Origin of the sequence: Janthinobacterium sp. BJB426, assembly GCF_002735705.1 — a bacterium.
Lineage (GTDB): Bacteria > Pseudomonadota > Gammaproteobacteria > Burkholderiales > Burkholderiaceae_D > Janthinobacterium.
This window is the reverse complement of record NZ_PDZL01000019.1, coordinates 17601-36516: the sequence shown is the minus strand read 5'-3', so window position 1 is coordinate 36516 and position 18916 is coordinate 17601. Positions and strand designations below refer to the sequence as shown.

Annotated in this window: 18 protein-coding genes; 13 read left to right on the top strand and 5 right to left on the bottom strand. The window is 62.4% G+C overall.

Translation table 11 applies throughout. The annotated features are described in order from the left end of the window. The 11 genes from pstB to CSQ93_RS23475 all read left to right on the top strand — a co-directional run bounded on the left by pstB (position 1) and on the right by CSQ93_RS23475 (position 11230). Positions 1-783, top strand: coding sequence for a phosphate ABC transporter ATP-binding protein PstB (gene pstB / locus CSQ93_RS23525; RefSeq protein ID WP_373631409.1), 783 nt, complete (start codon positions 1-3; stop codon positions 781-783). Positions 784-830: 47 nt separating this feature from the next. After that, a complete protein-coding gene (gene phoU, locus CSQ93_RS23520) occupies positions 831-1541 on the top strand; it encodes a phosphate signaling complex protein PhoU (protein WP_034778131.1) in 711 nt (236 codons plus the stop codon). A 5-nt stretch (positions 1542-1546) separates the two neighbouring features. Further along, positions 1547-2236 (top strand): response regulator, encoded by a 690-nt coding sequence (locus tag CSQ93_RS23515; protein WP_034755074.1) that lies wholly within the window; start codon positions 1547-1549, stop codon positions 2234-2236. Between the two features lie 11 nt (positions 2237-2247). Next, positions 2248-3564, top strand: a complete 1317-nt coding sequence (gene phoR / locus CSQ93_RS23510; protein ID WP_035817357.1) for a phosphate regulon sensor histidine kinase PhoR — start codon at positions 2248-2250, stop codon at positions 3562-3564. A gap of 73 nt (positions 3565-3637) precedes the next feature. Next, positions 3638-4834, top strand: a complete 1197-nt coding sequence (gene senA, locus CSQ93_RS23505) for a selenoneine synthase SenA (RefSeq protein ID WP_233516316.1) — start codon at positions 3638-3640, stop codon at positions 4832-4834. Between the two features lie 33 nt (positions 4835-4867). Next, on the top strand, positions 4868-6814 hold the full coding sequence (locus CSQ93_RS23500; RefSeq protein ID WP_099380130.1) for a UvrD-helicase domain-containing protein: 1947 nt from the start codon (positions 4868-4870) through the stop codon (positions 6812-6814). A gap of 94 nt (positions 6815-6908) precedes the next feature. Then, complete coding sequence (locus tag CSQ93_RS23495) at positions 6909-7823, top strand: NAD-dependent epimerase/dehydratase family protein (RefSeq protein WP_099380129.1); 915 nt, start codon at positions 6909-6911, stop codon at positions 7821-7823. Positions 7824-8218: 395 nt separating this feature from the next. Then, a complete protein-coding gene (locus CSQ93_RS23490) occupies positions 8219-8602 on the top strand; it encodes a LiaF transmembrane domain-containing protein (RefSeq protein ID WP_233516315.1) in 384 nt (127 codons plus the stop codon). Further along, entirely contained in the window at positions 8592-9407 is an 816-nt protein-coding gene (locus CSQ93_RS23485; protein WP_099380128.1) for a LiaI-LiaF-like domain-containing protein, read from the top strand. The genes CSQ93_RS23490 and CSQ93_RS23485 overlap by 11 nt, the downstream gene beginning before the upstream one ends. Positions 9408-9413: 6 nt before the next feature. Further along, on the top strand, positions 9414-10490 hold the full coding sequence (locus tag CSQ93_RS23480) for a sensor histidine kinase (protein ID WP_099380127.1): 1077 nt from the start codon (positions 9414-9416) through the stop codon (positions 10488-10490). Between the two features lie 11 nt (positions 10491-10501). After that, positions 10502-11230, top strand: a complete 729-nt coding sequence (locus tag CSQ93_RS23475) for a LytR/AlgR family response regulator transcription factor (RefSeq protein WP_099380126.1) — start codon at positions 10502-10504, stop codon at positions 11228-11230. Here CSQ93_RS23475 and CSQ93_RS23470 read toward each other — a convergent pair. From CSQ93_RS23470 to CSQ93_RS23460, 3 genes are all read right to left on the bottom strand, one after another. Further along, positions 11219-13480, bottom strand: coding sequence for an ATP-dependent DNA helicase (locus tag CSQ93_RS23470; protein WP_099380125.1), 2262 nt, complete (start codon positions 13478-13480; stop codon positions 11219-11221). The two genes, CSQ93_RS23475 and CSQ93_RS23470, sit on opposite strands and share 12 nt — an antisense overlap. Beyond that, a complete protein-coding gene (locus CSQ93_RS23465; RefSeq protein WP_099380124.1) occupies positions 13477-15129 on the bottom strand; it encodes a VRR-NUC domain-containing protein in 1653 nt (550 codons plus the stop codon). The genes CSQ93_RS23470 and CSQ93_RS23465 overlap by 4 nt, the downstream gene beginning before the upstream one ends. Positions 15130-15224: 95 nt before the next feature. Then, a complete protein-coding gene (locus CSQ93_RS23460; RefSeq protein ID WP_099380123.1) occupies positions 15225-15929 on the bottom strand; it encodes an SMI1/KNR4 family protein in 705 nt (234 codons plus the stop codon). Between the two features lie 160 nt (positions 15930-16089). Here CSQ93_RS23460 and CSQ93_RS23455 point away from each other — a divergent pair, with 160 nt between their 5' ends. After that, positions 16090-17307, top strand: a complete 1218-nt coding sequence (locus CSQ93_RS23455) for an MFS transporter (RefSeq protein ID WP_099380122.1) — start codon at positions 16090-16092, stop codon at positions 17305-17307. Positions 17308-17309: 2 nt separating this feature from the next. Further along, positions 17310-17936: a helix-turn-helix transcriptional regulator gene (locus CSQ93_RS23450; protein WP_099380168.1), complete on the top strand. Its 627-nt coding sequence runs from the start codon at positions 17310-17312 to the stop codon at positions 17934-17936. A 26-nt stretch (positions 17937-17962) separates the two neighbouring features. Here CSQ93_RS23450 and phaP read toward each other — a convergent pair whose 3' ends face one another. Beyond that, a complete protein-coding gene (gene phaP, locus CSQ93_RS23445; protein WP_099380121.1) occupies positions 17963-18574 on the bottom strand; it encodes a TIGR01841 family phasin in 612 nt (203 codons plus the stop codon). 107 nt (positions 18575-18681) lie between these two features. After that, a complete protein-coding gene (locus CSQ93_RS23440) occupies positions 18682-18876 on the bottom strand; it encodes a hypothetical protein (RefSeq protein WP_099380120.1) in 195 nt (64 codons plus the stop codon). Positions 18877-18916: the final 40 nt, after the last annotated feature.

Here is an 18916-nt window from a genome sequence, read left to right as displayed (position 1 = left end):
ATGAATCCAGCCCAAGACCTGGCACCAAAGAAAAAAACCATCGAGATTTCGGGCCTGAACTTTTTTTACGGCAAAACGCAAAGCTTGCATAACGTCAACCTGGACATTCACGAGAAGAAGGTTACCGCCTTCATCGGGCCGTCCGGTTGCGGCAAGTCAACCCTGCTGCGCACCCTGAACCGCATGTATGACCTGTATCCGGGCCAGCGCGCGGAAGGCTCGATCCTGTACCGCGGCCGCAACGTGCTTGACGCGGACCAGGACGTCAACATGCTGCGCGCCAAGGTCGGCATGGTGTTCCAGAAGCCGACGCCGTTCCCCATGTCCGTCTACGACAATATCGCCTTCGGCGTGCGCCTGTATGAAGACCTGTCGAAAGGCGAGATGGACGAGCGCGTCGAGTGGGCCTTGAAAAAGGCTGCGCTGTGGGGCGAGGTCAAGGACAAGCTGACCAAGAGCGGCCTGTCGCTGTCGGGCGGCCAGCAGCAGCGTTTGTGCATCGCGCGCGGCGTGGCCGTGAAACCGGATGTCTTGCTGCTCGATGAGCCGACCTCGGCGCTGGACCCGATCTCCACCTCGAAAGTGGAAGAGCTGATCAGCGAACTGAAACAGGATTACACGATCGCCATCGTGACGCACAATATGCAACAGGCGGCGCGCTGCTCCGACTACACGGCCTATATGTACCTGGGCGAGCTGGTGGAATTCGGCGAAACGGACCAGATCTTCATGAATCCGGCCCGCAAGGAAACGCAGGATTACATCACGGGCCGCTTCGGCTGATCCATCCCGCATAGCGACTACAAGACAACTGAATACGGAGAGACAGCATGATAGGCGAACATTCATCCAAGCAATACGACAACGAACTCGAAGCGATCCGCTCGAAAGTGCTCCTGATGGGCGGCATCGTTGAAACCCAGTTCCTCGATGCGATGACGTGCTTTCGCATCGGCAACCCGGAACGCGCCGACCGCGTGATGCGCGAAGACGACGTCGTCAACCAGCTGGAAGTGTCGCTGGACGACGCGTGCAGCCATCTGATCGTGCGCCGCCAGCCGGCCGCCAACGACTTGCGCACCATCATGGCCACCATCAAGGTGATTACCGACCTCGAGCGCGTAGGCGACGAGGCGACGAAAATCGCCCGCGTGGCGAAGAATCTGCACAAGCGCGGCAACGGCGTGGTCAACCATTACGAGATGGTGCGCGGCATTGCCAACACGGCCACCGACATGCTGCACGACGCGCTTGACGCATTCGCGCGCAACGATGGCAAGCAGGCCTTACAATTAATTGCACAAGATGCCATCATCGACCATGAGTTTCGGTCTATCATGCGCAACTTGATAACCTTTATGATGGAAGACCCGCGCACGATTTCGGCGGCGCTCGATACCCTGTGGGTGGCCAAGGCCATCGAACGGATCGGCGACCATGCGAAGAACATCGCCGAATACGTGATTTACGTGGTTGAAGGCAAGGACATCCGCCACACCAAGGTGGCTGCTCCCGCCATTTCCGAGGAGCTCCCTGAGTAAGCTTTATGGCATCTGATAAAACCACGGTATTGATTGTTGAAGATGAGCCGGCCATCGTTGAACTGGTCACCTATTCGTTGCGCGAATCCGGCTGGAATTGCTGTTCCGTACAAAACGTTGCCGATGCCTGGGAGTTCATCCAGCACCGCACGCCGCATCTGATCCTGCTGGACTGGATGCTGCCGGACCAGACGGGCCTGCGCCTGCTGTCGCGCATCCGCGCCGACCGCAATTTCGCCGCCATCCCCGTCATCATGCTCACCGCCAAGAGCATGGAAGAAGACAAGCTGGCCGGCCTGAACAGCGGGGCCGACGATTACGTCACCAAGCCGTTCTCGCCGCGCGAGCTGCTGGCCCGCGCCAAAGCCTTGCTGCGACGCAAGAGCCCGGAACACGCGCAGGCACCCATGCGCGCCGGCAACGTGGCCCTGGATCCCGTCAGCTGCACGGTGATGATGGATGAACAGAAGATCGATATCGGCCACGCCGAATACAAGCTGCTGAAATTCCTGCTGGCCCATCCGGAACGCGTATTTTCGCGCAGCCAGCTGCTCGACAAGGTGTGGGGCGACCATGTGGTGATCGAAGAACGCACGGTCGATGTCCACGTATTGCGCTTGCGCAAAGCCTTGAAAGAGGCGGAAAGCCTGATCAAGACGGTGCGCAGCGTCGGCTACATGTTGTCTGAAAAGTAAAGTTTGACTCTATGAATCCGAAATTGCTGTTCTGGGTACCGGCCGCCTTGCGCATGGTGCTGGCGCTGCTGGGCGTGGCCGTCGTCTGGTATCTGTTTGGCGCCACGTATGCGCTGGGCATCGCCTTCGTGCTGATGGCCATGATGGTGTTCGTGCAGCTGTCGTATCTGTTCCAGCTGAGTAATTGGCTGGACAATCCGCAAAGCGCCAAGCTGCCCGACGGCTGGGGCGCCTGGACCAGCATTTTCGCGCGTCTGTACCGCATGCGCCGCGATGACGAGAAAAACCAGGCCGAGCTGACGGAATGGCTGGCGCGTTTCCGCCAGGCCATGCACCTGTTGCCGGACGGCGTCGTCATCATGGACGATGTGCTGTTCCTCGAATGGTGCAACCCGGCCGCCGAGAAACACCTGGGCCTCACGCACGAGCGCGACAAGGGCATGCGCGTGACCAACCTGATCCGCAGCCCCGAGTTCATGGATTACATCATCCTGGGCCGCTACGACCAGCCGCTGACGATCACTTTCCGCAACCGCAAGCTGATCGTGCAGATCATCCCGTTCGAGAACCGCCGCCAGATCCTCGTCACGCACGATGTGACGGAGACGGAACGCATCGAAATGATGCGCCGCGACTTCATCGCCAACGCCTCGCACGAACTGCGCACGCCGCTGACGGTCATCGTCGGCTTCCTGGAAATTGCTTCCGCCGAGCTGGACCTGGACGCCGCCACGCGCGCCGCCCACCTCAAGCTGATGACGGAGCAGGGCCACCGCATGCAGCATCTGATCGAGGACATGCTGACCCTGTCGCGCCTGGAATCGGTCGACTATCCGCTGCGTCCCGAGCCCGTGGATACCAAAAAGCTCATGCAGCAAGTCTTGCGCGACGCCAAGGGGCTGTCGGCCGGCAAGCATGAAGTGACCATGGAATGCAACGGTCCCGACGTATTGGGCAGCTACGATGAGCTGTACAGCGCGTTTGGCAACCTGGCATCGAACGCCGTGCGCTACACGCCGGCCGGCGGCACCATCACTTTGCGCTGGCAGGATGGCCCGGCCGGACCGCAATTCATCGCGCAAGATACGGGCATCGGCATCAGCCAGGAACATATTTCGCGCCTGACGGAACGTTTTTACCGCGTCGACAAGAGCCGTTCGCGCGAAACCCAGGGCACGGGCCTGGGCCTGGCCATCGTCAAGCACGTGCTGCTGCGCCACGGCGGCACCCTGGCCATCCAGTCCGTGGCCGACAAGGGCAGCAGCTTTATTGTCAGCATGCCAAAATCCGTCGTCACGCCGCTACAGGGCGAGCTGCTGGTCAAGTAGGCTGGGGGGCTTGGCCCCCCAATGTTTCCTGTGCGACTAGTGCAAGGTTGGCATAAGTCGTTACAATCAGGCCATGACTTTAATCAACGCCTCTTTTCGCCACGCCGGCGCGCAGCAACTGGCCCACTCGCTGCAGGCCGCGCGCCAGGATACGCTTTCCCTGTTCGACTGTTATGTCAGCGCCGGCCTGGACGTGGTGGCCGGCTTGCCCCGCCATCCGCGCCTCGTTCCGCCCTTGTGGCAACTCGCGCAGATCGCCTGGTTTGCCGAGTGGTTCATCCTGCGCGAAGCCGCTACCAGCCATCCGGCCGACGCCATTTATAACTCCCTGCTGACGCGCGGCGACGACTTGTTCGACGCCAACATGGTCGAGCACCGCGCGCGCTGGAAGCTGGAACTGCCCAGTCCGGGCGCCGTGAAAACGTATTGCCGCGAAGTACTCGACCGGGTGCTCGATAAACTCTCGCGCGAAGCCAATGTCGACAGCGCCCTGGCGCCATACCGGTTGGCCTTGGCACATGAAGACTTGTGTGGCGAAGAAATGCTGGCAGGCTTGCAATGGCTGGGCCTGGAAGCGCCGGAATCCCTGGCAGCCAGCCCGGCCTTGCCGCCAGGCGCGGGCGAGATCGCTTTTCCTGGGGGCAGCATCGAACTGGGCTCGCCGCGCGGGGCCGGGTTTGCCTTCGACAATGAATCACCGCCCCATGCCGTTTATGTGCCGCCGTTTTCCATCGATGCTTGCGCCGTATCAAACGCCCAGTTTGCCGATTTTATCGCCGACGGCGGCTACCAGAACCGCCAGTTCTGGAGCGCGGCCGGCAGCGCCTGGCTGATGCAGCAGGAGCGCTCGTCGCCCCTGTACTGGCTGCGCGAAGCAACACAGTGGCGCACCATGCGTTTCGGCCAGCGCACGACCTTGCCGCCGAACGAAGCCGTGCGTCACATCAACCTGTATGAAGCGCAAGCGTACTGCGCCTGGGTGGGGCGCCGCCTGGCGACCGAGGCGGAATGGGAGTATGCTGCGCTGTCCGGCCATCCGCGCTTTCACTGGGGCCAGGTGTGGGAGTGGACGGCGACGCCGTTCGAACCGTATCCGGGCTTTGCGGTGGATGCCTGGCGCGAATATTCCGCGCCATATTTCATGCAGCACCAGGTGCTGCGCGGCGCCGCCTTCGCCACGCCGCCGCGCCTGCATTCGGCCCGCATGCGCGCCTTCCATGCGCCCGAACGGGGTGACATCTTTGCCGGCCTGCGCACTTGCGCCTGGTAGCGCGCCGAGAACAGACATTATTTCAGGATACCCTTGAGTACAGATAACGCCCCGCAGTTCATTCCCAAACGCATCACGCCCACGCCGGAGCAGGTCGCCATCCAGACGGCGCAAAAGAAAGTGGTCTTGATCGACGCCAATGCCGGCGCCGCCAAGACGACGACCCTGGCCCTGCGCCTGGCCGAGGCGCTGCACCGGGGCCGCGCGCCCGAGCGCATGTTGGCCCTGGTCTTCACGGAAGCGGCGCGCGTGGCCCTGCGCCAGCGCCTGCTGGAGGTGGGCGTGCCGCTCGGTGTCGTCAAGCGCCTCACGGTCGATACCTTCGACGCCTTTGCCGCCAAGGTGCTGTTGCAGCTGGAAAATATGCAGGTGGCATCCATGCGCAGCGATGAAGAGCTGCGCCCGGTAGCCTGGGAAGCGCTGGAAGTCGTATCGGAGAAATACGCGCACCGTTACCCGCTGGAAATTAATACGACCAACGGGGCGATTGCCGAATTCTTGAAATTGCAGTTGCGCACCAAGGCGCGCCTGGACTTTCAAAATCCTGACTTCGAGAGCAATTCCCTGGACGATAACCTGGAGCTGCTGGGCATGTCGCGCACGCATTATCTGTGGCTGCGCGAATACGAAGGCTTGCGCGGCGCCGACACGGGCGAGATCCAGTTCCGCGCATCGTTCGACGCCACCTACGACCTCGTGCGCATGCTCGACGGCGACGAGCCGCTGCGCCAGCAATTGCCAGCCTTCCAGATCATCGTCGCCGATGAATTGCACGATTTGAACGAAGCGTCGTTCCGCCTGCTGACCATGCTGATACGCCGCGGCAACGCGTTTTTCTGCGGCGCCGGCGACAAGGATCAAGTCATCTACACGTGGTCGGGCGCCGACCACCGCTTCCTGCGCCAGCGCTTCGAGCAGGAATTCCCCGCCTTGCAGCGCTTGCCGCTGACGGCTTCCTATCGCTACGGTCCGCAGCTGGCGCAGGCTGTCGGCGTGCTGAAAAACAAGGCCAGCGTGTCGGCCCTGTCGCGCGCCACCCACATCGAACTGCTGGAGTATGACCATGCGCAACCGCAGGCATGCAGCGCCCAGCTGATCGCGGCGCTCGAACATGCGCATGCGGGCACGACGGCGATCTTGCTGCGCGACCGCGACCAGGCCATCCGCGTGGAAACGGCACTGTTCCAGAGCGGCATCGCGTATGGCCTGGTGGACATGAACAGTTATCTGCTGAGCCTGGAAGTGCTGATGCTGCGCGGCATGGTCGCCATCGCCCGCAAGGATTTACATGCGATCAAGAGCGGCCCGCGCCGCGGCGAAATCCTCGAAGCCCTGGTGGCGTTCGCGGAAATCCCTTTTACGCGCACGGAGTTGCAGCAAGCCAAGGCCGACGTGGCCAACTATCCCGACTTGCTGGAAGGCTTCTTGACGAACCAGCTGGCCAAGTCGCACAACCAGGACAAGGCGGCGCTGACCCTGGCCGCCGTCGATTACCTGCGCGCGCTGCCTCCTGACGCCCCGGCGGGCGACGCGCTGCAGCACATCTTTGGCCTGATGCAGCTGGAACAGACGGCGCGCCGCATCTATGTCGACCCGGCCCAGGCGCGGGTCGTTGCCCGTTCCCTGCACGGCTTTATTGCCGTGTGCCGCGAGGCGGGCGTGGCGCTGGGCGGCTTTGCCGGCTGGCTGGGCGAGATGGAGGAAGCCGTGACGGTCTCGACTGGCAAGGCCAGGCTGGTCATCGCCTGCATCGACCAGATCAAGGGCCTTGAATACAACCACGTCATCTTGCCCTACCTGGCCGTCGATGAATTCCCTCGCAGTAAGACGGACCCGCTGGAAGAAGAAAACCGTTTCTATGTGGCCGCCACCCGCGCGCGCGACAGGCTCACCTTGCTGACGCCGCAAGACCCCGCCTACCGGAGCCACTACATCGCCGCCCTGCAGCTCAAACAGAAGACTGTTGCGCCGAAGTCATAGATCTTTTGCTGCGCAGCTGCTTTTTGCGAAAGACGAAAGCGGGCATACTTTGTTGGTGTGATTGACAGCAATCTAACCAGACAGGGAGTAAAGCATGAAAGTATTCTTGACGGGCGCAGCAGGATTTATTGGCAGTTCCATCGCGGCGGGCCTCGTGCGGGCCGGCCACCAGCTGACGGGCCTCGTGCGCAAACCGGAACAGGTGGCCGAGCTGGCCACCATCGGCGTACATGGTATCGTCGGCACCTTGAACGACCGCGAATTGCTCATCGAGCAGGCGAAGGCGGCCGATGCCGTCATCAATGCGGCCAGCAGCGACCACCGGGGCGCCGTCGAAGCCATCATCGAAGCGCTGGCCGGCACGAACAAGCCGTTCCTGCATACGAGCGGCTCGTCCATCGTGGGCGACGCGTCGGGCGGCGAGGGCACGGAACAGATCTATTACGAAGACAAGTTGCCGGCACCCACGGCCGACAAGGCAGCCCGCGTGGCCATCGATGACCTGGTCCTGGCCAGCGCAAGCCAGGGCGTGCGCGCGAGCGTGCTGTGCAATACCCTGATCTACGGTCATGGCGTCTTGCCGCGCGACAGCGTGCAGTTGCCACGCCTGCTGAAACAGGCGCGCAAGAGCGGCATCGTGCGCCACGTGGGGCCGGGTCGCAATATCTGGTCCAATGTGCATATCGACGATGTCGTCAGCCTGTATTTGCTGGCGCTGGAAAAGTCGCCGGCCGGCACCTTTTACTTTGTCGAGTCGGGCGAAGCGGCTTTCCGCGACATGACGGCCGCCATCGCCACCGCACTGGACCTGGGCCCCGCGCAGGACTGGCCGCTGCCCGAGGCGATTGCCGAATGGGGTTATGAGATGGCGTCGTATGGCCTTGGCTCCAACAGCCGCGTGCGCGGTGAACGGGCGCGCAAGCTGCTGGGCTGGCAGCCGCAAGGGCCGTCCGTGCTGACATGGATCAAGAATGACATGCTCAACCCGCCGCATGCCGTCGCCGCTTGATGCAGCTCAGCAAAACCCCATCAGTGTGCGCTAGCGAACGGTGCTGTATGGCGATCGGGAGTATGATGGCTTTGCTTGGTTGAGACGCACTGCCGTGAAGTTGGCGGCATGTTCGATCTTCCAGCAGGTCAGCCGGTCGCCTCAAGGATCGGCACCAGATTTCTGTTCGCGTTTGCGCCCTGCGCCACGCGGCTGTGCACTGCAACTCCAGGTCGCGGTGTGGACTGCGAACCCCTTCAAGGCCGGCCTAGCCGGTCTTTTTTTTTGCCTGTTTTTTGCCCGTCATTTCCGCCGTTGCGCCATTCACCGCTGTCTTTCCGCCATTCGCCGAAGCGTTGTTTTCTCCTTCCCGAAATCCGCGTATCTTTACGATCAACCAACTTCAAGGGGTGACCGTGAAACCTGAACCAGCCTATTGCCGCCGTACCCAGCTGCTGTGGGGCGTGCTGCTGATCGCCATCGGCGCCATCGTCCTGCTGGACCGGCTCGATGTGATCTATCTCCACGATTACTATTCACTATGGCATTATTGGCCGGTGATACTGGTCGTCTTCGGCCTGAACAAGCTGCTCACACCCGTGTCCGCCAAGCAGGTATTGAGCGGCCTGTGGCTGATCTTTTTCGCCGCCTGGTGGTATGTATCGTATGAAGAACTGTGGAACTTGCATTTCTACAATAGCTGGCCCGCCTTGCTGATCGCCTGGGGCGTGGGTTTGGTGCTGGAACCGCTGCTGAACAAACATTTTATTGCCTACCGGGAGTCCGAGCATGAAAAATAAACCGCCGCTGCACTCGCCATCGCAGATCGTGCTGGGCATCATCGTCATCGGCCTGGGACTGCTGTTCCTGCTCGATAACCTCGGTTTCATCGATGTGCGCTATACCTTCCGCTTCTGGCCCACGGCGCTGATCGTGTTCGGTCTGCTGAAACTGTCGCAAAGCCGCAGCGCGAACGGTTATTTATTGGGCGGCATGCTGGTGCTGCTGGGCGTGGCCTGGACCCTCAAGCACATGGGCATCTTCTACATGAACTGGGACTTGCTGTGGCCCTTGCTGATCATCGGCCTGGGCGTGGCCGTGGTGTCGAAATCCCTGCCCGGCGCGCAGCAGCGCCAGCGTCGCCGGCGCTTTGGCGCGCAGCAGGATGGCATGGCAGCGCCTGACTCGTTCGGCCAGGCCAGGAATGGCGCCGTGTCGCTCGACAAGGATGCCGCCGCTGCCACGGCAGCGCCCGGCGCCAGCGGGCAGGCGGACGATGACAGCATCATCGAAGTGACGGCCATCCTCGGCGGTTACGTGCGGCGCGTGTCGTCGCAGCGCTTCAAGGGCGGCGATATCAATGTCATCATGGCCGGCTGCGAAATCGACTTGCGTCAGGCGTCGATCGAAGGCGAAGCCGTGCTCAACGTATTTGCCCTGTGCGGCGGCGTCACCATCAAGATTCCGCCCGACTGGAGCGTCGTGCTGCAGGGCACGCCCATCCTCGGCGGCTTCGAGGAAAAGACCATCGTGCCGCCGAACCAGGCCAAGCGCCTGTACGTGACGGGCTACGCCATCATGGGCGGCCTGGAAATCCGCAACTAGGCGCGCATGTCGGGGCCCTTGTCGAAGCGGCGCAGCGCCGTGGTGGTGTTCCTGGTCTGCATCGCGCTGGGCCTGGCCCTGGCCTTTATCCTGGCCAGGGTGGCGCACGCACCCTGGCTCAATGCCGTCGTGCTGGTGGTGCCCGCCACGCTCGTGTATGCGATCGGTTCCGGCTTTTCCGCGTTTTACCTGTGCCGCGCCTACCCCTTGCACGTCCGCCATCCGCTCGCCATCGCCGGCGTGATGGGCGTGGCGGCCCTGTTCGCGGGCTTGCTGTGGGCCACCCTGCTGCAATTTTTGAACAGCGTCAGCCTGTTGCTGGAGCTGCGCTGGCTGGGCGTGAACCTGACGCAATCGCTGCTGGCCCTGTTCTTCGGCCTGGGTGCGCTGCTGTATTGCCTGGCTGCCGCCGTGCATTATCTGTTGCTGGAATTCGTGCGCGCCAGGATGGCCGAGCAGCGGGGGCTGGAAGCGCAGCTGGCGGCGCAGGAAGCGCAATTGCGCATGCTGCGCACGCAAATTGATCCGCATTTCCTGTTCAACAGCCTGAACTCCATCAGCGCCTTGACGTCTATCAATGCGGCGGGTGCGCGCCAGATGACGGTGCAGCTGGCCAGCTTTTTTCGTCAGAGCCTGAGCCTGGAGGCGCACAAGCACATTACCGTGGAGCAGGAACTGGTGCTGATCCGCCACTTTCTCGCCATCGAGCAAGTGCGTTTCGGCGAACGCCTGCAAGTGGCGGAAGCCATCGACGCCGCCGCGCTGGCGTGTCTGCTGCCACCCATGCTGATACAGCCGCTGGTGGAAAATGCCGTCAAGCATGGTATCTGCGGCTTGACGGAGGGCGGCCAGATCGCCATCGAGGCCCGGCGCGTGGGCAGCCTGCTGCAGATCGCCGTGCGCAACCCGGTTGATGCGGATCAAGGGCCACAGCGCGGCAATGGCGTCGGCCTGGAGAACGTGCGCCAGCGCCTGGCCGGCGCGTATGGCCACGAGGCCGGCGTGCACTGGGGCCGGCGCGACGGCCATTTCGAAGTGATGATTTCCATGCCGGCGCAGACCGGCGACACGGAGGATGCATGATGCAGGCAAGAATGCGGGTCGCCATCGTCGATGACGAATTGCTGGCGCGCAGCGTGTTGCGTGAATACCTGGCGCGCCATGACGATATCGACATCGTGGCCGAGTGCGCCAACGGCTTCGAAGCCGTCAAGGCCATCGCGGATATGGAACCGGAACTGGTGTTTCTCGACATCCAGATGCCGCGCCTCGATGGTTTTGAAGTGGCGGAGCTGATCGGCGCCAAGACGCGTTTGATCTTTGTCACGGCCTACGACCAGTACGCCTTGAAGGCGTTCGAATGCCATGCCCTGGACTATCTGCTGAAACCGTTCAGCGAACAGCGCTTCGACCAGGCGTTGGCCCATGCGCGCGCCCACCGCAGCTTGCCCGAGACTGTGCTGACGCTGGCACGCGAGGCGGCCACGCGCAGCGCGCCGCTGGACCGCGTGCTGATACGCGACGGCGCCAAGGTCCACGTGATCGCCAGCGCGCGCATCGACTACATCGAGGCGCAAGATGACTACATCAGCATCCGTTCCGAGGGCAAGTCCTACCTGAAAAGCCAGACCTTGGCGGAACTGGAGACCCAGCTCGACCCCGCCAAGTTCCTGCGCGTGCACAGGTCGTATCTGCTCAATATCGACGGTATCCGCCGCATCGAGGCGGCGACGAAAGACAGCCACGTGGCCATCCTGCGCGATGACACGAGGATACCCGTCAGCAAGGCGGGCTACCAGAAGCTTAAGATATTAGTTGGCTAGCTGCACATCCCACCAGGTGGGCAAGAGCTGGCGGATTTCCAGGCGCGAAAAGCGGTCGTCGATCAGGTAGACGACACCCTTGTCCGACTGCGTGCGGATGACCCTGCCGGCCGCCTGCACCACCTTTTGCATGCCCGGATATAAATAGGTGTAGTCGTAGCCGGCGCCGAAGATATCGCCCATGCGCTGGCGGATCTGCTCGTTGACGGGGTTGATCTGCGGCAAACCGAGGGTGGCGATGAAGGCGCCGATCAGGCGCGCGCCGGGCAAGTCGATACCTTCGCCGAAGGCGCCACCGAGCACGGCAAAGCCGATGCCGCGCGTGTCCAGGCCGAAGCGGCCCAAAAATTGCGCGCGGGCAGCATCGTCCATGCGGCGCGGCTGCTGCCAGATGGGCACGTCAGGGTAATGCTGGGCAAACAAGTGGGCCGTCTTTTCCATGTAATCGAAGCTGCTGAAGAAGGCCAGGTAGTTGCCCGGCGTTTCCGCGTATTGCTTCGCCATCAGCTGGGCGATGGGCAGCAGCGAGGCCGCGCGGTGCTGGTAGCGCGTGGAAATGGTGTCGGCCACGCGCACGGACAATTGTTCCGCCTGGAACGGCGATTCCACATCGACCCAGGCCGTGTTGGCTGGCATGCCCAGGGTGTCGCTGTAGTAATTCCACGGGCTCAGGGTGGCGGAAAACAGGGCCGTGCTGTGGCTGGCCGCGAAGCGTTCCTTGAGAAACGGTGCCGGGACGATGTTGCGGATGCAGACGGTGGAACCCGTCTCCGTTTTGCTGACGTCGAACAGCGAATGCGCGCCGAAGCTTTCCGCCAGGCGGTTGATCAGCAGCACATCGAAATAGAAGCGCTGCAAGTCGTCATCGAGCGTGGTCGCGTGTTCGGCCATGTAGTCGCCGATGGCCGTGGCCACCCCTTGCAGGGCGCCAAAGAATTTGTCGGGCAAGGCGGGATGCACGTGGTAATCGCCATCCTGTTCTTTCAGCAAAGCCGTCCACTGGCGCGAGAGGCGGTCGAGCGGCTTTTTCATGGCGTCGGGCGCGAACTTGCGCAGCATTTTCAGGTCGATCTGTGCCAACTCGGCCGAATACATGCTGCGCGCGCGCGACACCATATTGTGCGCTTCGTCGACCAGCACATTGACTTTCCAGTCGTGTGCCAGGGTCATACCGTACAGCATGGCGCTGAGGTCGAAATAATAATTGTAGTCGCCGATGACGACGTCGTTCCAGCGCGCCAACTCCATGCCCAGGTAATACGGGCAAATACCCTGCTGCAAGGCGATGGCGCGCACGGCTTCCTTGTCCAAAATCAAACCGCTGGCCAGCGCCACCTCGCGCGCCAGCGGCAAGCGGTCGTAAAAACCCTTGGCCAGCGGACACGATTCGCCGTGACAGGCTTTGTCAGGATGTTCGCAGGCGCTGCTCTTGGCGCTCAGTTCCAGCACGCGCAACGGCAGCAGCGGGGCACTGTCCTTGAGGATGGCGCAGGCGTCGAGCGCCATTTGCCGCCCCGGCACCTTGGCGGCCAGGAAAAACAGTTTATCGAGACCATGCGCGGCCGTGGCTTTCAACATGGGAAACAGGCTGCCCACCGTCTTGCCGATCCCCGTTGGCGCCTGCGCCAGCAAGCCGCAGCCCCGGCTGCTGGCCTTGTACATGGCTTCGGCCAGCTGGCGCTGGCCCGGACGAAAGTCCGCGTGGGGAAAGGCCATGGCCGTGAGTTGCGCGTCGCGGCTGGCCCGGTGCGCCATTTCCTGCTCGGCCCAGTCGAGAAACAGCGTGCAATGCTGTTCGAAGAACAGACGCAGCGCCTCGGCCGTGCATTCCTCGTGCATGACGGTTTCCTTCTGGCTCACGATATCGAAATACACGAGCGCCACGCGCAGCATGGGCAAGTTCAGTTGCTGGCACAGCAAATGGCCGTAGATGCGCGCCTGCGCCCAGTGCAGCTGGCGGTGGTTGGCGGGCATGGTGTCCAGCTCGCCCCGGTAGGTCTTGATCTCTTCCAGCTGGCGCCGCGCCGGGTCGTAGCCATCGGCGCGCCCGCGCACGTGCAGGGGGCCGAAGTCGCCGGAAAGACTGATTTCACGCTGGTAATCGTCATCGCGCCGGCTAGTGACGGTGGCGTGCCCGGCCATGCCTTCCTGCGCCGTGGGGGACGGCGTGAAACGCAGGTCCAGGTCGCCCACCTTGGCCGTGAATTCGCACAGGGCGCGCACGGCGATGGTGTAAGTGTTGCGGCTCATGCTGCCGCCTGCCATTGCAGGTAGCACACGCTGACGGGCATGGCGTGCTCGGCGCAATACGCGATCCAGCGCAGCTGGTTGTCTTGCAGGCGGTCGCCCGGACCCTTGACTTCGATCATGCGATAGCGCCGTTCCGCTGGCCAGAACTGGATCAGGTCGGGAAAGCCGCTGCGGTTACTTTTGATGTCGAGCAAGATGCGTTCGAACGCCTTCTTCAGGTGCGCGGCCGGGATGCAGGCCAGCGCCAGGTCCAGCAAGCCGTCGTCCAGTACGTCCCAACTGACGAAGGGCGAGACGATACCGTGTTTGGCGGCAAGCGTGGCGCGGATGGCGGCGTGATAGCTGCCGTCGTCCAGTTGCGCCAGGCAAGCGGCGAAGTCGCCGCTGCGGCGCTGGCAAAAATCGGCGCTGTGCAAGTCGGCCGGGCCCCTGTGAAACGGGTGGAAGAAGGCGCCGGGCATGGCCTTGAAGATGGCGGGCCAGCACAGCAGGCCGAACAGCGAGTTGATCAGGGTGTTTTCCACGTAATACACGGGTGCGTCGTCCTGCATCAGGTGTTGCTGCACCACCGCTTCCACATAGCACGCGTGTTCCGGGCAGGGCAGCAGCAGGTCGATGCGCTCCACGGCGGCGGCTGCATTGGCCGCCTGCTTCGCATGGCCCAGCTTGCGCCGCAAACGGGGCGCCATGCGCAGCAGCAATTGCTGTTCCGCCTCGCTTTCCGGCGCCGCGAGGGCGATCGTCAGACGCTCGTAGGCCGCCTGCGGCTGTTCATCTTTCTCCAGCACGCGGATGGCGCGACCACGCGCGCCCGGATAGCGGCAATCGGCGTAGGCGCGGTAGGCGGCCGGCCAGTCCTGGCATTTTTCCAGGTGTTGGGCGATCTGGAAGCGCAGCTTGTCGCGCCGGCTGGCCAGCCAGGTATTGTCCTCGGGCAATGGCAGCGCAGCCAGTTCCTGCAGCACTTCGTCGGCCGGCGCGCTGTCGTTGTAGCGTTCGCGGCACTGGTGCAGCACTTCATAGTGCTCGATATCCTGGCGCGTGCGAAAACCGCGCGACTGCGGCGAGAATTCCACCTTTTCGTATTGGTACACGCCGAGGTCGGACAGCACGAATTCCGACCAGTCCTGGTGATAGTTGCCAAAATAAATCAGGCGCAGGCGGTCGCACAGCGCTTGCAGGCCGATGCGGTACAGTATGTCGGTGCTAGCCGGATGCCACGCGGAGAACGGTTGACTTTCCCCATGCTGCTCGCGCAAGGCGTCCAATTGCTCCGCCTTGCGCGCCGCCTTCAAAGACGCGGTAAGGTCGAAGGCCTGGGCGATTTCCGCTTTCGGCAGCAGTTCGAACAGTTCTTCGAGCGAAATGGCAGGATCGGCTTCCACCCAGCAAGTTGCCAGCAAGGGCAGGGCGGCGGCGCGCGTGTCGCCGATTTCCGGGTAATTGAGCTTGCTGGCGCGAAACAGGCAGCCCTTGCGCATGACGAGGCGCACGAACAGGGCGCGCGACGGCTGCGGCAGGGCGCCGAATGCGGCGATGAACTGCGTCTCTTCAGGACTCAGCAGATCGGCGTAACGCGCGCCGATCCAGTTCAGCACATCCTGGAAATTATCCAGATAGTACAGGGGATTTTCCAGGACTCTCAACATGGGGATGGCAATAGGGCAAGATGCAAAGTGATGGGTTTTACTGTGTTTATATACAGTTTAAACCTTCAGCCGTCGCTTGCCCAGCGATTTTATGTTCAGCCAGCCGTGCTGTAGGCAAAACAGCTGTCGAACTTTTCGTAGGGAATCAGTTCGGCGCGCAGGCTGGCCAGTTCGATGTCGGTCAGCAATCCCCTGTGCGTTTCCGTGCGTCCTTTCGGCAACGCCACGTCGTAATCGATGATGTCCCGAGCCAGCAGGCCCTGCAGCACGTCGGCTTGCCGCGCCGTCAGGTAGCGTGCATGCGTGCCCAGGGTTTTCGTCAGTTGATCCTTGAATGCCTCGTCGCTGACGTCGTTGTACGTGTCCTGGTCGGCCATGCTGTTCAACAACATGTGAACCATGAAATCTTGCAGGTTTTTCGCCAGGTACTGGGCTTCATTGTCGTCATGCCACAGCAGCACGATGGGCATCTCGCCGTCTTGCTCGCCTGACGCGAAAAAGCAGTAGTGGTCGCCCGCGCCCGTTTGCGCGAAGGGGATGAACTGGAAGGCGGGGTCGATCTGCCGGTAATCGTCCGTATCCAGCAGCGCGTCCACTTCCGCGGCAACGGCCTCGATGTTGAGCAATTCAAAATCGTCCGCATGCAACAGCAGGGTGGGCCGGTCCGTCAAGGTGGGATAGACCAGCTTGTACCAGTCGGGCCCATATTCGCCCACGGCCAGCATGCCGTCGCGCTCCAGCTGCCGATACAATGCGGGATAGGTGAAGCCGTGTTGTTGTTCTATTTCTGCCAATGTCATGTTTGCCCCGTTAAACGTGAGTGATGGGCAAATGATAGTCGAGGCGATGGCGCGCACGGTTGGCGCCATGGCAGCAGTGATGGACATAATTAATAAACATTTTAGTTTACTTATGTGGCGTGCTCACGTAGCCTTGCCAAACTATATCCATCGAGTCCGCATGAAAAACATCATATTAATTTCCGCCGCTTGCCTGCTGGCGCTGCTGTCGACCATCGGCGCCTCGCTGCCATACCCGATCCTGCCGCCTTTGTTTGCGGCCGAGGCGCCGAATGCCTTTAATAATTTTCTCGGCTTGCCGTCGAAATTGCTGTTCGGACTGGCGCTGACCATCAACCCGCTGGGCTTGCTGATCGGCTCGGCCCTGCTGGGTCCCTTGTCCGACCGTTATGGCCGCCGTCCCTTGCTGATGCGCACGGCCGTGGGCGCCGCCATCGGCCACGCCATCACGGCCTGGGCGCTGGTGATCCAGTCCTACCCGCTGTTCATCGTGGCCCGTTTCATCACGGGTTTGCTGGAAGGCAACGGCGCCGTGGCGCGCGCCATGCTGGCCGACCAGCTGACGGGGCCGCTGCGCCTGCGCGCCATGTCATGGCTGAACGGCGCGTTTTACCTGGGCTGGCTGGTCGGCCCGATCCTGGCGGGCGCGACCTTGCATTGGGGCGTGACGGTGCCGTTCTGGATCGCCGCCGCCGCTTTAATGCTGGTCGCCGTGCTGGTGGCCGTGGGCTTGCCGCGCGAAACGCCCTCGCTCTTGACGACGTCGTGGTGGCAAGTGGCGCGCGACCGCCATTCGCTTAATTTGCTGCGCCATGAGGAGCTGCGCACCCTGTTCATCGTGCAGCTGGCGCTGACCTGCGGCGTGGCCAGCTTTTACGAGTTCTATCCGCTGTGGCTGGTCGAAACGGCCAATTACCATGCACAGGAGATTGCCTGGGTGAATGTGGGCCTGTGCGGCACGATGACGGTCACGTCCTTGCTGGCGGGCGGTCCCAGCCGCCATGCGCCCTTGCTGCGGGCCAGCTGGTATGCGTGCGGCGTGGCGCTGGCCGTAGGAATCTTGGCACTGGGCAATATCTGGGTGGGCATCGCCGCCATCGTGCTGTTCGGCATTCCGAACGCCCTGTACAACACGGTGATCCAGGGCTGGTGCGCGGAGCGCTTCAGCGCGCACGGGCAGGGCGCTGTGATGGGCTTGCTGGCCACCACTTTTTGCATCGCCAACATCGTCGTCGCCCTCAGCGGCTCCGTGCTGACCCTGATCGATACGCGCCTGATCCTTGTCGCGGGTGCCTTGTCCGCTGCGTGGGCTGCGTGGCGCATGGCGGCCTGGCGCCGCCAGCTGGCTGGCGTAGGAGATGCAAAGGCGGTGGCATGAGCATGAACACGTCGGAGCAGACCCTGTTCCTGCTGAAGATGCGCGGCCCGCAGACGGCGCAGCAGCTGGCAGCCTTGCTCGATATCACCTCCATGGGCGCGCGGCGCCAGCTGGAAGCGGCGCAGGACAAGGGTCTGGTGGCGTACGGGGACGTAGCCGACAAGGTGGGCCGCCCGTCGCGGCGCTGGGCGCTGACGCAGCAGGGCCACGCGCGCTTTCCCGACCGCCATGCCGACCTGACCCTGGAATTGATCGCGCAAGTGAAAACCCTGTTCGGCGACGAGGGCCTGGATAAACTGATCGGCGCGCGCGAACGCAGCAGCGAAGCGGCCTACGCCAGGCTGGTTGACCCTGGGCTTGCGCTGGCGCAAAGAGTGGACAGCCTGGCGCGGGCGCGCGATGGCGAAGGTTACATGGCCCATGCCGAGCCGCAGGACGATGGCAGTGTCTTGCTGGTGGAAAACCATTGCCCGATCTGCGCAGCCGCCACGGCATGCCAGAATTTCTGCCGCTCGGAGCTGGCCATCTTTCAGCGGGTATTGGGGGACGATTGCACGGTCGAGCGCAGCGAATATCTGCTGCAGGGGGGGAGGCGCTGCGTGTACAGAATCATACCTATCGGGACCTGAGGACTCAGGCCCCGATAGTTGCGAATTTACTTCTTGGCAGCCTTCGGCTTGGCGGCAGGCGCCGCCTTTTCAGCCGTTGCCGTTGCGCCGCTCGTGGCCTTTTCCGTTGCCTGCGCCACTTGCGCGCTGGCCTTGGCGATCTGCTCTTCCACGGTCTTCACGGCCTGTTTCGTGGCCTTGGTCACTTGCTCGTAGCCGAGGAAGGCGTTGTCGATGGCGGCCTTGACGATGGCGACGGCGTTTTCCGAGCCTGGCGGCACGTTTTTCGTGACGTCGTAGATCAGGGCGCTCAGATTGCTTTTCGCTTCGGCCACGTGGGCTTCGGCAGCCGTGGTGAATTCCGTGTGGATTTCCTTGATGATGTCGTCGAGTTGCTGTTTATACGCTTTGGCGCCGGCCACGCCCGGTTGCAGCTGGGCGGCGGCGGCGGCCATGGCGGCCTTCGGATCCTTGGCCTGGCTGATTTCCTTGCTGGCGGCGAGGCCATCCTCGATGCCGGACTTGGCAGTGGCCATGTTCAGCGCCAATACCTGTTCCACGCCTTGCACGGCCTTGGAGGTGAGGGTGTTGAAGGTCATCAGCTGGAATTCAAACAGGGCCTTGGTGGCCGTTGCGAATTGTTCGGGATTCGTAAACATGTGGTCTCCTCGGTTTGAATAGATACGTTCTTATCGTTCCATACTCTTTCGACGCCGCATTGCCATCGCTTGCTTTCAAGCCGGTGCCCCGTGTGGTCATGGCCCCATTATTTAACAAGCGCCGGTTTTTCGCAACGGCTATCTTTGTACGGTCCCGAGGCCAGTTCCCAGCCAAATCCCAGGGTCGATTGGGCGCACGACAGGGTGCCGTCGATCTTGCTGCGCCATTTGTACCAGGGGGCGGGTCCGGCCAATGCGCAGGCGCAAACTGCCAGCAGGGCGGCGGCGGTCAGGTATTTCATGGGTACTCCGAAAGAAATGCTTGCTGGCATTGTAGCGCGC

Excerpts from the sequence above, each read along its gene's own strand:
- phoU (WP_034778131.1), top strand. The coding sequence starts at position 831 with ATGATAGGCGAACATTCATCCAAGCAATACGACAACGAACTCGAAGCG.
- CSQ93_RS23485 (WP_099380128.1), top strand. The coding sequence starts at position 8,592 with ATGAAAAATAAACCGCCGCTGCACTCGCCATCGCAGATCGTGCTGGGC.
- CSQ93_RS23460 (WP_099380123.1), bottom strand. The coding sequence starts at position 15,929 with ATGACATTGGCAGAAATAGAACAACAACACGGCTTCACCTATCCCGCA.
- CSQ93_RS23495 (WP_099380129.1), top strand. The coding sequence starts at position 6,909 with ATGAAAGTATTCTTGACGGGCGCAGCAGGATTTATTGGCAGTTCCATC.
- CSQ93_RS23475 (WP_099380126.1), top strand. The coding sequence starts at position 10,502 with ATGCGGGTCGCCATCGTCGATGACGAATTGCTGGCGCGCAGCGTGTTG.
- CSQ93_RS23465 (WP_099380124.1), bottom strand. The coding sequence starts at position 15,129 with ATGTTGAGAGTCCTGGAAAATCCCCTGTACTATCTGGATAATTTCCAG.
- CSQ93_RS23450 (WP_099380168.1), top strand. The coding sequence starts at position 17,310 with ATGAACACGTCGGAGCAGACCCTGTTCCTGCTGAAGATGCGCGGCCCG.
- phaP (WP_099380121.1), bottom strand. The coding sequence starts at position 18,574 with ATGTTTACGAATCCCGAACAATTCGCAACGGCCACCAAGGCCCTGTTT.
- pstB (WP_373631409.1), top strand. The coding sequence starts at position 1 with ATGAATCCAGCCCAAGACCTGGCACCAAAGAAAAAAACCATCGAGATT.
- senA (WP_233516316.1), top strand. The coding sequence starts at position 3,638 with ATGACTTTAATCAACGCCTCTTTTCGCCACGCCGGCGCGCAGCAACTG.
- CSQ93_RS23440 (WP_099380120.1), bottom strand. The coding sequence starts at position 18,876 with ATGAAATACCTGACCGCCGCCGCCCTGCTGGCAGTTTGCGCCTGCGCA.
- CSQ93_RS23455 (WP_099380122.1), top strand. The coding sequence starts at position 16,090 with ATGAAAAACATCATATTAATTTCCGCCGCTTGCCTGCTGGCGCTGCTG.
- phoR (WP_035817357.1), top strand. The coding sequence starts at position 2,248 with ATGAATCCGAAATTGCTGTTCTGGGTACCGGCCGCCTTGCGCATGGTG.
- CSQ93_RS23470 (WP_099380125.1), bottom strand. The coding sequence starts at position 13,480 with ATGAGCCGCAACACTTACACCATCGCCGTGCGCGCCCTGTGCGAATTC.
- CSQ93_RS23480 (WP_099380127.1), top strand. The coding sequence starts at position 9,414 with ATGTCGGGGCCCTTGTCGAAGCGGCGCAGCGCCGTGGTGGTGTTCCTG.
- CSQ93_RS23515 (WP_034755074.1), top strand. The coding sequence starts at position 1,547 with ATGGCATCTGATAAAACCACGGTATTGATTGTTGAAGATGAGCCGGCC.